Genomic DNA, 12,961 nt, shown 5'->3' on the forward strand with positions numbered 1-12,961 from the left:
TTACAGGAATAGCTCCTAATAATTAAGATGCAGTCCCTCAACCCGTCTGAGGAGGCTGCATCTAAGATTTGTTCACACAGTTATGTTCACACGACTTGATATGGATTCGGAACTTCTTCCCGCAGGCGAATCTCTTCCACCGGATATTTGTACAACTTCGCCGCTTCGAGAATGGAGTTCTTCGTCTTGCGGTAGTCCTCGCTCTGAAGCGCGATCCGGCGCGCCATGACCGGGATGCCGGCCAATCGCTGATCCGCATTCATCTCCAGGAATTCCGCGTTTAACCCATCCAGGAACTGCGTCATGTACCCTGCTTCCAGGAAGACGTGAGCGCCGAGCGAGCTGGCCGTCTGCTGATATGCCGTATCCGGCAAGAACCGGCGAAGGCCGTCAATGATGCTCTCCTGGAACTTGCGCACCTTCGCTAGCGTCAGCTCCCAGCCGGGCTCCTTGTTCTTCTTATACAACTGCTTAATAAATCCGTTCAGCGACACGGACAGGAATAAGAATTCGGGCCAGAGCACCTTTACGCCTTCCTTCGACTCGCTGTCTCCGGACGCGCTCGCATGGCCAAGCGCCGAGACGAACGCCGCCGCCCGAACGCGCACCGATTCGGATGCCGGATGCTCGCCTTCTTCGCCGATCACCCGCTCCAGCGCTTCGCGAAGCGTCTCCAGCTCCTGCGCGTCTCCGGATACGATCGCTCCCGCGTGATTCGGCGTGCTTTTTACCTGTATCATGGACAATCTCCCTTTGTTCCGTTTCAGTACCTCAATATTCTACCACTGCAGGCGAAGTTCCGCACCTCTTACACGCCTGTGCGCTTCTTCTGATTGTTCGGCTTCTTGTTGATCTGGCTCTTCATCTTCTTCGTCTCGGTCGAAAAATGGTCTTTGCCGCCCTTCGCCTGGGCTTGGGCTTGCTTCTTCTGCTCCAGCTTGCGCTTCATGGCATCCGCCAAGCTGATTCGCTGCGGCTGATTCGCTTGCTCCTGCGCCGCGTCTGGCTTGTTCTCTTCGGTCATGTCGGTTCACCCTCGAACGATGGATATTGGCTCGTCTTATTGTAAGCCTTCCGGGCGAAGGATTCCAGCCATAATCGCCGGGCGCAGCGCATTTACCCCCAGTATGTCCAACTTGCTTGCCTATAGATGCCTCAGCTTATCCGGATTCGCCACAGCATTGGCCCGGCGGCGTCATCAGATTAGCCGTCTAAACCTGGGCAGCATTCATAATAAATCGGGACTGTGCAACGAGCCCATGTATTCGTATCGATATATTTTGCCAAATGTACCTGTTGGTATCGCGCGGAATTTCCCTTTTGCTACAAGGCTTCGGCAATACTTAATAACCGTTTGTTTATGAATCTCCAGTTCGTTCGCCGCTTCTGCCGGGCTAATGACACGATTGTGTCGAATCGCTAGCCGCATTAGCTGACGTTCGATCTTCGTATATTTACGACGGATCGCTCCGTTCTTCTCATCCGCTGCCACAAGATAAGGGGCTATAATGCTTCGAACCATGGCCAGGATGAACGAAGGATTCTCCTTCATCTCGTCGAGGGGGATGGAGATCACGTGACATTCCAGCGACTGAAGGAAGAGTCCCCTATTCAGATCCATTCGGTATTTCGAACGATCCGTGCCATGCGAACCATAATCCATGATCTCGAACACGAGACGAAGATTGCCTAAGATCCAAATGAAGTCCACAAAATACGGCCTTCCCCGCCAGTCTTTCATTTCATACTCCGGATGCAAACCTGCGAAGTGTCCCACCAAGGGCCACCATATTTTCTCAACAAACAGTTGATTGCCGAATCCATGCCCTCTTCTCAGTGCATCCTTTCGTTCCCCGTGACGCTTGGACAAGTGATCCTTCATCCACTTCTCATGTTCCATCTCAAAGCTCAATCGCTTCACCCTTTCCGATATAAGAATAAGCCCCGACTTCCCTTCACGTTAGAAGGAATATCGGGGCATGCTTCGCCACACTGTATTGAGTTAAGTCTATGCTAATCGAATTACTTCCAGCTAGCAAGGGAAATATGCTCCTGAACCAACTTTGTATGATAATTCGCATTACCTTTAAAGGACTTACCCCTGTATACCCGCCTTTGTACGACTAATCGTACAAATAATCCCCATCCCCCACACGCATGACTATATTTGTACGACTAATCGTACAAAACTGCTGTGCCAGACGGTTATGAACTCTCTTTGTACGATTAATCGTACAAAATCCAAGCCGCCTTGAGGTGCGGTCGTCCGGGTTAGGCGAAGTCGGATCACGGAGCCGGCGTGAGTCGGATCACGGAGCCGGCGTGAGTCGGATCACGGAGCCGGCGTGAGTCGGATCACGGAGCCGGCGTGAGTTGATATCCTCGTCGTCTACTACGCCCGCTTCTGCAGCGAGCGCCACACGGTCTTGTTGCTGTACTGCTTCTCCGCTCCGATGTCGCGGCCGAACCAGTAGGGCAGCTCGAACGCGTTCGCTTCTTGTTCCGACGCGAATTCCACTTCAACGACGGTCAGGTCGAGCTGGTCGTAAATATCGATCTCCACGCCGATGCCTTCCCAATCCGCCGTGATGCGGTTCTTCGTCAGCGGCACCGCGCCGAAGGCTCCCGCGATCTGCTCGTAGATGCTCTCCGAGATCTCATACTCGACCTCCTCGCGCACCATGCCGTTGCCCCGCTTGAACGTATGCGTAAATTCCTTCCGGCCCGTGGCCAGATCGGTAATTCTCCGAATGCGAAGCTCCTGCGTCTCGTCCATGGCGAGGTAGGTCTGCTCGATCCGCTGTTCGGATCGGACCGCCAGCTTGCCGGTGGCCTTGATTGCCTCCAGCGGCTCGGTGAGCAGGAATTTCCGTTCGATCTCTAGTGACATTCGCGATGATCTCCTCTGCTTTGTGTTGCTTGTGCTGCAGCTTATCGTCGTGCTTATTGTACCTGAATCCGTTCGAATCGGGCAACTTGCGGCGACGCGGCAATCGGCAAGTAAATAGCCTCTATCCTGGATTATAGTTTATATCTATTGAATAAATAGTATTTATATATTTCCAAACGAACCGCAGCGGGATTTACAATTTATAGGAATAAGGAGGGGTAACATGAACGAGAGGGAACGTGCGGCCGAGGGTACGGCATTAACGGGAAAATTAACGAATGTGCTGAATTCGCGTACGTTGGAAGCATCTCATCCAAGGCTTGCGCAGCTGCTGGAGAAGGGGATGTCCGTGTTGGACGTCGGCTGCGGGACAGGCGCCATCACGCGAGGCATCGCGCAGACGGCGGGACCGCAAGGCCGCGTCGTCGGCGTGGACAACAGCGCCTCTCTGATCGAACAAGCGCGCCGGACACATGAGGATGTACCAGGACTCCGCTTTGACGTCGGCGATGCCGGACAGCTGACCTACGACGGCGAGTTCGATGTCGTGACGGCGGCCCGTCTGCTCGTCTGGCTTGCCGATCCGGCTGCTGCGATTAGAGGCATGAAGGCCGCCGCCCGCACAGGCGGACGGATTGTGGTCGCCGACTACAACCATGAGAAGATCCGTTGGAACCCGCAGCCGCCGGCTAGCATGCTTCGCTTCTATTCCGCTTATCTGGCTTGGCGCCAGGACGCCGGCTTGGACAATGCGATCGCCGACCGGCTGCCGGAGCTGTTCCGTGAAGCCGGCTTGGACGATGTCCAGGTCACGCCTACGCATGAGATCGCGAAGCGCGGCGATCCGGACTTCGCGCGGCGGATGGCGATCTGGGCAGACACCGCTGCCAGCCGGGGACCCCAGATGGCGCGCGACGGCTTCATCGCGAAGGAAGCGTACGAGCTGGCGGAACGGGAATACCGGCATTGGATCGAGAATGGCGCGGAAGCGATGGAGATGTACATGCTAACCGTCGAGGGCGTGAAGCTCACCGAGTCGTGCCATCATTCCTCAGCCGATTCGATCACTCTCGGAGAATAAGCCAAACACCTTTATACTCCGTCAAGACTCTCCTCACCAATCGGCCATGCGGCTCTCGTCCGCGACCGACTGAATCTCGTCCGAGCCGATCGCAATATAACCGTAGCCTTCCGCGGCCTGCTTGCGGAGGGCTCTCTCTTTGTAGAAGCGCGGACTGCCCTCTCCCGCTTCCTCGTCATAGACAAGGATCATGCCGTCCGTCTTCCGCAGCAGCAGGTCGTCCCTCGCCTTGAGCTGCCAGCCGCCGCTGTAGGGCTGCTTGCTGACGAAGCCGTAATAATCGACGCCCTTGAGAACCTCCCGATAGTGCTCCTGCTTCGCCTCATTCCACTTCTCGTCCGGATTGGCGTAGGCTGCCAGAATGGACAGCTTAAGACCGGGATAGCGCTTCTTCAGCTCGATCACCGTCTCGCACGCCCATAGGTCAACGCCGTATTGGCCGGGCGTGACGACCCATTCCAAGCCTTCCTCGATGAGAGGGACGAGCCTCCTCTGAATCGCTCCGCGAATATATTCAATCCCCGGATGCTTCCGGGTGAAGATGCCGAGTTCATGGGCCCGATAGCCCGTTACGAGAAGATTCTTCATGGATCAAGCATACCGCGAAATCGATTGCGATGCCACCTATCACTTGCGATCCGGGCAACGCAAGTCGACGCTGCTTGAATGTAGTGAACCACGTTGCCCTCTTGGGTCCAAGGCTTGCGCAAGAAAAAACCGGCACCAGCCGATGCGGCCAATGCCGGTGCAGAATACCATCACACCATGATCTTGCAGATATCGTTCGTGAAGTCGACCGGGTCCTGGATCGGCAGCCCTTCGATCAGCATCGCCTGGTTGTACAGAAGGCCCGTGTACAGCTTCAGCTTCTCTTGGTCGCTTGCGTGCGCCACCTTTAACGCCTTGAACACGTCGTGGTTCACGTTGATCTCCAGCACCTTGTCGGCTTGGATGTCCCGGCTGTCCGGCATGGCGCGCAGCACCTTCTCCATCTCGATGGACAGCTCGCCCTCAGCCGACAAGCAGACCGGGTGCGACCGGAGCCGCTTCGATGCCTTGACCGCCTTCACCTTGCCGCCCAGAATCTCCTGCATCGCTTCGAACAGCGGCTTGTTCTCATCGGCATCCGCCTCGTTCTTCTCGGCTTCGTCGTCCGATTCGATGCCCAGATCGCCGCTCGACACCGACTTGAATTCCTTCTCCTTGTACTTCTGAAGGATCTTGATCGCGAACTCGTCGATATCGTCGGTGAAGTACAGAATCTCATAGCCCTTGTCGGCGACAAGCTCCGTCTGCGGCAGCTTCTCGATGCGCTCGTTCGACTCGCCGGTCGCATAATAGATGTACTTCTGGTCCTCCGGCATGCGAGAGACGTATTCGTCCAGCGACACCAGCTTACGCTCCTTGGAGGAATAGAACAGCAGCAGGTCCTGCAGCGTGTCCTTGTTGGCGCCGTAGTCGTTGTAGACGCCGAACTTGAGCTGACGGCCGAACGACTGGTAGAACTTCTCATACTTCTCGCGGTCGTCCTTCAGCAGGCTCTGCAGCTCGCTCTTGATCCGGCTCTTGATGTGCTTCGCGATCTGCGTCAGCTGGCGGTCATGCTGCAGCATCTCGCGGGAGATGTTGAGCGACAGATCCTCCGAATCGACCATGCCCTTCACGAAGCTGAAGTAGTCGGGCAGCAGGTCGCCGCATTTGTTCATGATCAGCACGCCGCCCGAATAGAGCTCAAGCCCCTTCTCGTATTCCTTCGTATAGTAATCGAATGGCGTCGTCTCCGGGATGAACAGGATCGCCTTGTACACGACCGCGCCATCCGCGTTGATGTGAATATGCTTCAGCGGCTTGTCGAACCCGTAGCGCTTCTCGTTGTAGAAGTTCTCGTAGTCCTCGTCCTTCAGCTCATTACGGTTCTTCCGCCAGATCGGCACCATGCTGTTGATGGTCTCTTCCTCGCGGTACTCCTCGAACTCCTTGTCGCCCTCTTCCTTCGGACGATGCTTCGTGACGTCCATCTTGATCGGGTAGCGGATGAAGTCGGAATACTTCTTCACGATCGCCCGCAGCCGATATTCCTCCAGATATTCGTCGTACTGGTCTTCCTCGGTGTTCTCTTTGATCCGCAGAATGATCTCCGTGCCGACCGTCGCCTTCTCCGCCGGCGTGATCGTGTAGCCGTCCGCGCCCTGGGACTCCCATTTGTAAGCCTGATCTGCGCCCAGCGCCCGGCTGATCACCGTCACCGTATCCGCCACCATGAACGCCGAGTAGAAGCCGACGCCGAACTGGCCGATGATGTTGTGGTCTTCCTTCGCCTCGTTCTCCTGCTTGAACGCGAGCGAGCCGCTCTTGGCGATGACGCCGAGGTGGCTCTCCAAGTCTTCCTCGGTCATGCCGATCCCGGTATCGGAGATCGTCAGCGTGCGAGCCGATTTATCGGCCGTGATCTTAATGTAGTAGTTGTCCTTGTCGAAGACGAGACTATCGTCCGTCAGCGCCTTGTAATAAATCTTGTCGATGGCGTCGCTCGCGTTAGAGATCAATTCTCTTAGGAAAATCTCCTTCTGTGTGTAGATGGAATTGATCATCATCTCCAGCAGCCGCTTCGATTCCGCCTTGAATTCGTGCTTCATCATTCGAGGATCTCCTCCCGTTAACAATCACTTTAGCACTCTAGATAAACGAGTGCTAACCCCTCATTTATATAGCATATTCGAAAATGCCTAGTCAAGAAAGACCGGCTAGATCGCAACCGGCGTCGTCGTCCGCCATAAGCAAAAAACCGTGCCGGGGGCACGGTTTTCTTCTGTCTATGTTCAGTTCCCGACCGAAGCCGCGCTTGGGCGCGAATCGGCTGATTGGCCTTTGTGCTTGACGAGCAGCAGGAACAGAAGCGCCACCAGCATGCCGCCGGACGCGCAGACGAACAGCGAGGCGTAACCAAACTTGTCGATGACCAGGCCAAGCAGCGGCGGCGAGGAGATCGCGGCCAGCGAGGAGGCTAGATAATACAGCCCCGTTCGAGTGCCGATGCTTCGTTCGGCGCCGGTGGAGACGACGAATGGGTACGAGTTGATGTTGATGCACGCCCAGAAGATCCCGCCGAACGCGAGCAGCACCCGAAGCAGAAGCAGCCCCTTGATGAGCGGAACGAGCGCGAAGACGGCGAACAAGCCGCAGACGCCGATTAGAATGATCCGCTTCTTACCGAAGCGGTTGCCGAGCCACCCGCTCGGAATCGCGAACAGCACGAAGAACAGCGAGTAGAACGTCAAGGAGAACGCGGCCGCGTCTTCGCTTAAGCCCAGATGGTGCTTGCCATACAGGGTGAACAGCGCTTCGACGCCCTGGTACGATACGAACCAGAAGAAGATCGCGAGCAGCAGCAGAACCGTCGTCCGGTCCAGCTCGCCGCGCCAGCGGATCCGCTCGGAAGCCGGCGCGGGCGCGACGACGCCATCCCTTTTCTCCCGAATCGTCCGATACAATATCCACATGGCCAGCAGCGTGATCGCCGCAGCCGCAATGAACGGAAACGACTTGTGCGCCCCGTACAGCGCCGAACCGACGCCGTAAGCGAGAATGCCGCCGACGCCGCCCATGAAGTTAATGATGCCGTTGGCCTTGGTCCGCTTCGCCTCCGGCGTGATGTCCGGCATAAGCGCGATCGTCGGCGACCGATAGATGCTCATCGAGAGGTTCATGAGCACCATGAACAGCACCAGCGTCAGGAAGCTCGTGTGGAATGGAACGAGAATGACGAACAGCGCGGCCAGCGGCATGCCGATGAGCAGATATGGCATGCGCTTGCCGAACCGGGACTCCGTCCTGTCGCTTCGGCTGCCGATCCACGGCTGCAGGAACAGCGCGAAGTAGTTGTCGATTGTCATCATGAAGCCGATCAGCGCTGTACTGGTAAGGTAGGAATCCAGGAAGAACGGCACGAAGGCGTTGTAGAGCGCCCAGGTGATGCTGATGCTGAAGAATCCAAAGCCCAGCAGCCACGTTTTTCTCATCCGTCATGAGCCTCCGACTTCTTCAGCAATTCGCCGAGCCGATCCGGGTAATCCGTAATGATGCCCGCCGCGCCCGCACTTAGCAGACGCTGCATCTCGGCCGGTTCGTTCACCGTCCACGGATGGTACACGATGCCGCGTTCCGCCGCCTGCGCCGCCCACTCCGGCAGCACCGCGTAATGGTAAGCATGCAGCGCATCCGCGCCGATCCGCGCGGCATATTCCCAAGGCTCATACAAGCCTTCCATATACAGAATGCCTGTCCTCACCTCAGGAGCCAGCTGCTTGCAGTGGGCAAGCGAGTAATGATTGAAGCTGGAGAGGACAATTCGGTCGCTCATGCCCTGATACCGAATCTCTTCCATAACGGCTTCTTCCATGCCGGGATAGAGCACGATCGTATTCTTGAGCTCGATGTTGACCATGACGCCGTCATGGGGCTTCACGAGTTCGAGCAGCTCCCGCAGCGTCGGAATGCGCTCGCCCGCGAATTGCGGACTGAACCAGGAGCCGGCGTCGAGCTGCTTCAGCTCATCCAGCGTCACGTCCTTCACCAGCTTCGGCGAACCGGTCGTTCTCTTCAGCTGTTCGTCATGAATCAAGACCAGCTGTCCATCCGACGTCATCTGCACGTCAGTCTCGATGCCGGTGGCCCCGAGCTCAAGCGCGCGCTTGAACGCGGCCATCGTGTTCTCCGGACAATAGGCAGATGCTCCTCTATGAGCGATGTTCAGAACGGTTATCAATGAGTTGACCTCCATATGGGCAGTTGAATTGGGCTAATACCCGGATTATACAGGATCTAGATCGGAGATAGGTTAATCGATTGTTAAAAAAAGTGGACAGCCCCGCGCGCTAGTTCATCGAACGGGCGGAAAATCGGCGATCAGCCGGTCGCGCAAGCGCGTGGAATTCGCGATAAGCGCTTTCACTCTCTTCATCGTCTGCGGCAGGCGCGGGACGCCTCCCCGGCGGTTGAACAGAATCCATCTCAGGATAGCGAGCGCTTCGAACCGCTCCAATTCTTCTGGCGGGATGGAGATCTCCGCCAGATAAGCTTCCCGATACTTCGCCGCCAGCCGATCCGATGTGTAGATCTTCATCAGCGTCAGCGACCAAGCGATATCATACCGCAGATCTCCTAACTGGCAGTTCGTCCAGTCGATAACGGTGAACGTCCCGTCCCGCTCCAATAGATTCTGGAAGTGGAAGTCGCCGTGGATCAATTGGTCCTCCCGGATCGGCGCCTCTTCGGCCAATTCCGTAACGATCGGAAGAAGATCGGGCTGCTCCTTCAAACCAACGAAGAAGTGGTTAATGATGCCGAATCGGGGAAGCCCGATCCCCTCCAAATCCTCTGCCGATATCCGATGGACGGCGGCTTGCAGCCGCGCGATTCGCTCCAACGACTTCCCATCCAGCCGCTGCGGCGTTGCGCCGTCGAATGACGTGAGCAGCGCCTGGTTCCCGTTCTCGTCAGTCCCCCAGCCGAGCGGCTTGGAGACGTTGATTCCTGCAGCCCTCAGCGCCTTAAGCAGCCGGTATTGATGCTCGATGTTGGGGCGGCTGCCCTTGTTCCAGACCTTCAACACGAACGCGCTCTCGCCCGATGCGAGCTTAACGACTTCCGCCTCGAAGCCTTGTTCCATCGGAAGAATCGCCGGCTTCGCCGATTCGAACGACTCCCGAACCGCCGGGTCCAGCTCGCTCCACTGAATGTTCGTCGGATCCACGCTGATGCGGTATCCCTCCCATTCTTTTTTTTAGATAATGCGGGATAACTGACTCTTCTGCTACGATCACCTTACTATAAAATAGGCTATAAATCGAGATGCAAAAATAGATAGGCCGCCGGCGCTGGCGCACCGACAGCCTAATAATTAAGCGGCGTTACGACGCCTCCTGCTGCTTCAACCGATAGCTGACGAACGCAAGCTGCCGGCTGTCTGGCGACCAGGAGTTGACGTTGATCGTCCCTTGGCCTCCGAACAGCTTCGTCAGCGTGCGGAATTCGCCGCCTCCGCTCGGCATGATGCGAAGCTCGACTTGCTTGTTCGCTGGATGCTCGTTCGGCTCCACGTCGCCCTTGCGATAGACGAGATACGCGACCAACTGCCCGTCTGGCGATACGTGCGGGAACCAGGCATTGCTCTCATCGTGCGTCATCTGCGTCTGCTCGCTGCCGTCCGTGTTCATGCGCCACACCTGCATGAGGCCGGAGCGTGTGGAGTTGAACCAAATATGGCGGCCATCCGGCGAGAATTCCGGCCCGTCGTCCAGACCCGGTGCGTCCGTCAGCTGCGTCTCATTCCCGCCGTCCGCCGGAATGACGTAGATGTTGTACTCGCCGTCGCGTTCCGCGCAGTAGGCGAGCGTCTTGCCGTCCGGCGACCAGCCGTGCAGATAGCTTGGCGCCATCGGCGTAATCAGCGTCGGCTTGCCGCCCGCTAGCGGAAGCACGTAGATGCGCGACTGGCCGTCTTCAATCGTATGATGGCTGACCGCTATATGCTCGTTGTCCGGGGACAACACGTGGTCGTTATTGCATTGATTGGCGTAGCCCGAATCGATCGGAGTCGAGCTGCCGGTGGCGAGGTCGAAGGAATAGAGAAGTCCGTTGCTGTTATAAATAAGCCGTTGGCCGTCGCGAGTCCAGTTCGGCGCTTCGATCAATTGCTCGAACTCGGCCAATGTCCTGCGTTCGCCCGTCGTGACGTCGACGGTCTCAAGAACGCTGATGACGCCGCGGTCTTCCGGCTTGCGAGGTTCCTTTAACGTCTTCATCGGCGGTACACCCTCTCCCTATTAGATCGGCATTGCGTTCCCTGTATAGTCGACAAAATGAAATGGCGTGTCCGGCACGACCTTCCGCTCGATCAAGTCCATAATGCCTATGGCGGACTTGCGGGGATCGGTAGGCGCCTTCTCGCCGCCCATATCCGTCTTCATCCAGCCCGGATGGACGCTGTATACGGCAACGCCGCGATCCTTGAGATATCGGCGCAGCTGCTCGGTCAGCATATTAAGGGCTGCCTTCGTGATCCCGTATGGATAATCGCCGGGATAGGCATTCGTTAGGCTGCCTGCCTCGGAGGAGATATTGATGAAGGACGCGCTCTTCTCCGTCAACAGCGGCAGCAAGTGCTTCGCCGCCCGCATCGGGCCGAACAGGTTGATATCGAACGAGCGGGCGACCGCCTCCATGTCGAGCTGCTCGATCGGCGTATTGCGAGCTTCGAGCACGGCCGCGTTGTTGACGATGGTGCCGAGCGTAAGACCCGACCGCCTCATGTCGGCCGCTAGGTCGGCGATGCCGTCCTCGTCCGTCACATCCAGCCGCACGCAGATCAGCTTGTCGCTATACCGGGCCGTCAGCTCGCTTAGCTTGGCGTTCTTCTTCTCCGGATTCCGCATGCCGGCGAAGACGCGATGCCCCCGTTCCAATGCCTCCGCAGCAATCTCCAGGCCCAGCCCTCGGCCGGCGCCAGTAATGAGCAAATTCACTGCCATCACTCCTTGTATCGATCTAGGTCCGATCTCCTGCAGCCCCAACGTAACGCCGAGCGCCTGCTCGGTATCGAAGCGGCAGATTGGCGAACCTTGTGCACGTGTCGCGCCGGCTGCCTCGATACCAGTGTACCGATCATCCGTCTGCTCGGTTGGCGGGTCGGTGAGCGACGGCGATTGAATGTGCTGCATCGGCAGGTCAAACAGCGCGCAATAGCGCTTCGCGGCGTCCTCAATGTACGCGACAATGATTCCGATCTTGATCAAATTCGCGTTATCGACATGCTCCATGCCTGAACCGGCCCTTTCTACTTGGAATCCGGCTCAGGTGTTGTAAACGCGCGTTCACGAAGTATCATACCTCCACGAGGCAAACGCTGTCAATCCGATTTGGAACAACCGGTTACATTGCATTCTCTCGTGAATCCGCTTGTGTGAACGCGCGTTTAACCTTATACTGAGCGCAAAGCGGACCGGGTGCAGCGATTCTGATCCGCGCGGCGCCGGTCGAACTAGGGGAGGGTATACGGATGAGATTAGGCGGACAAGTGTTCCTGGAGGACAGGACTCCGGATAGCTGGGCGAACGCCCTGAAGCAGGCGGGCTTCCGCGCAGCCCCCTGTCCAGTCAGCGGCAGCGACGCGGAGGAGCTGAACGCGTATGTGGCCGCGGCGCGCGCGAACGATATTCTCATCTCGGAGGTCGGCGCTTGGAGCAATCCGATCAGCCGCGACGAGAAGATACGCCGCGAGGCGATCGCGTATTGCAAGCAGCGGCTGGACGCAGCCGAGCGAATCGGCGCAGGCTGCTGCGTCAACATCGCGGGGTCTCGGAGCGAGCAGTGGGACGGCCCGGACCCGGACAACTTCAGCGATGACACGTTCGCGCTCATCGTGGACACGACGCGCGAGATCATCGATGCGGTGAAGCCGAAGCGTACCGTTTTTGCGCTGGAGATGATGCCTTGGGTATTCCCGGATTCCGCGGATTCGTACCTTGCGCTGATTCAAGCGATCGACCGCAAGGGCTTCGGCGTCCACTTCGACCCGGTCAACATCGTCAGCAGCCCGCGCATCTATTACCGTACCGGAGACATGATCCGCGACTTCTTCGCGAAGCTCGGTCCGTACATTCGCAACTGCCATGCGAAGGACATCAAGCTGGGCGGCAAGCTGACCGTACATCTAGATGAGGTCATACCGGGGCAAGGCGTGCTGGACTATCGCGCGTTCCTGACCGAATTGAACCAGCTGGACCCGGACGTGTCGCTCATCATCGAGCACCTGCACACGAACGAGGACTATGCGCAAGCGGCGGACTACATTCGGAAGACGGCGGCGGAACTGAATATTGCGCTGTGAGAAGCGGCTGAAGGGCTTAAGCGAGGCGTCTGCTCAGGTGGACGTCTCTCTTTCTGCTGCGGTGGGGGCTGGAGGGCTGCTGCTGGCGTTCCGCCGCGCATGT

At 57.5% G+C, this 12,961-nt stretch carries 13 protein-coding genes; 2 read left to right on the forward strand and 11 right to left on the reverse strand.

Translation table 11 applies throughout. The features are described 5' to 3' along the window. Positions 1-86: 86 nt before the first annotated feature. From H4Q31_RS17310 to H4Q31_RS17325, 4 genes are all read right to left on the reverse strand, one after another. A complete protein-coding gene (locus H4Q31_RS17310) occupies positions 87-740 on the reverse strand; it encodes a DUF6904 family protein (RefSeq protein ID WP_185180319.1) in 654 nt (217 codons plus the stop codon). Between the two features lie 68 nt (positions 741-808). Then, positions 809-1,024, reverse strand: coding sequence for a hypothetical protein (locus H4Q31_RS17315; RefSeq protein WP_185180320.1), 216 nt, complete (start codon positions 1,022-1,024; stop codon positions 809-811). Between the two features lie 204 nt (positions 1,025-1,228). Further along, the gene (locus H4Q31_RS17320) at positions 1,229-1,921 is read right to left on the reverse strand and encodes a hypothetical protein (protein WP_376698264.1); all 693 of its coding nucleotides are present in this window, start codon (positions 1,919-1,921) and stop codon (positions 1,229-1,231) included. A 471-nt stretch (positions 1,922-2,392) separates the two neighbouring features. Continuing rightward, positions 2,393-2,890 carry a CYTH domain-containing protein gene (locus H4Q31_RS17325; protein WP_185180322.1) on the reverse strand — a complete coding sequence of 166 codons (498 nt, stop codon included), beginning with the start codon at positions 2,888-2,890 and terminating at the stop codon, positions 2,393-2,395. 223 nt (positions 2,891-3,113) lie between these two features. Between H4Q31_RS17325 and H4Q31_RS17330 the strand changes: the two genes are divergently transcribed. Further along, the gene (locus H4Q31_RS17330) at positions 3,114-3,971 is read left to right on the forward strand and encodes a methyltransferase domain-containing protein (protein ID WP_185180323.1); all 858 of its coding nucleotides are present in this window, start codon (positions 3,114-3,116) and stop codon (positions 3,969-3,971) included. 33 nt (positions 3,972-4,004) lie between these two features. Here the strand turns inward: H4Q31_RS17330 and H4Q31_RS17335 are convergent, their stop codons facing one another. The 7 genes from H4Q31_RS17335 to H4Q31_RS17365 form a co-directional block, all read right to left on the reverse strand. Next, positions 4,005-4,559: an SLOG family protein gene (locus tag H4Q31_RS17335; protein WP_185180324.1), complete on the reverse strand. Its 555-nt coding sequence runs from the start codon at positions 4,557-4,559 to the stop codon at positions 4,005-4,007. A 170-nt stretch (positions 4,560-4,729) separates the two neighbouring features. Continuing rightward, positions 4,730-6,610 carry a molecular chaperone HtpG gene (htpG, locus tag H4Q31_RS17340; protein ID WP_185180325.1) on the reverse strand — a complete coding sequence of 627 codons (1,881 nt, stop codon included), beginning with the start codon at positions 6,608-6,610 and terminating at the stop codon, positions 4,730-4,732. A 180-nt stretch (positions 6,611-6,790) separates the two neighbouring features. Next, a complete protein-coding gene (locus H4Q31_RS17345; protein ID WP_185180326.1) occupies positions 6,791-7,990 on the reverse strand; it encodes an SLC45 family MFS transporter in 1,200 nt (399 codons plus the stop codon). Then, positions 7,987-8,736 carry a glycerophosphodiester phosphodiesterase gene (locus H4Q31_RS17350; RefSeq protein ID WP_185180327.1) on the reverse strand — a complete coding sequence of 250 codons (750 nt, stop codon included), beginning with the start codon at positions 8,734-8,736 and terminating at the stop codon, positions 7,987-7,989. Before H4Q31_RS17350 ends, H4Q31_RS17345 begins: the two co-directional genes overlap by 4 nt. A gap of 114 nt (positions 8,737-8,850) precedes the next feature. Beyond that, positions 8,851-9,723: an aminoglycoside phosphotransferase family protein gene (locus tag H4Q31_RS17355; RefSeq protein WP_185180328.1), complete on the reverse strand. Its 873-nt coding sequence runs from the start codon at positions 9,721-9,723 to the stop codon at positions 8,851-8,853. A 157-nt stretch (positions 9,724-9,880) separates the two neighbouring features. Next, positions 9,881-10,774, reverse strand: a complete 894-nt coding sequence (locus tag H4Q31_RS17360) for a TolB family protein (RefSeq protein WP_185180329.1) — start codon at positions 10,772-10,774, stop codon at positions 9,881-9,883. A 21-nt stretch (positions 10,775-10,795) separates the two neighbouring features. After that, the gene (locus tag H4Q31_RS17365) at positions 10,796-11,788 is read right to left on the reverse strand and encodes an SDR family oxidoreductase (protein ID WP_311771753.1); all 993 of its coding nucleotides are present in this window, start codon (positions 11,786-11,788) and stop codon (positions 10,796-10,798) included. 239 nt (positions 11,789-12,027) lie between these two features. Between H4Q31_RS17365 and H4Q31_RS17370 the strand changes: the two genes are divergently transcribed. Beyond that, entirely contained in the window at positions 12,028-12,858 is an 831-nt protein-coding gene (locus tag H4Q31_RS17370) for a sugar phosphate isomerase/epimerase family protein (RefSeq protein ID WP_185180330.1), read from the forward strand. Positions 12,859-12,961 lie beyond the last annotated feature (103 nt).

This window comes from Cohnella lubricantis, assembly GCF_014212015.1.
GTDB lineage: Bacteria > Bacillota > Bacilli > Paenibacillales > Paenibacillaceae > Cohnella > Cohnella lubricantis.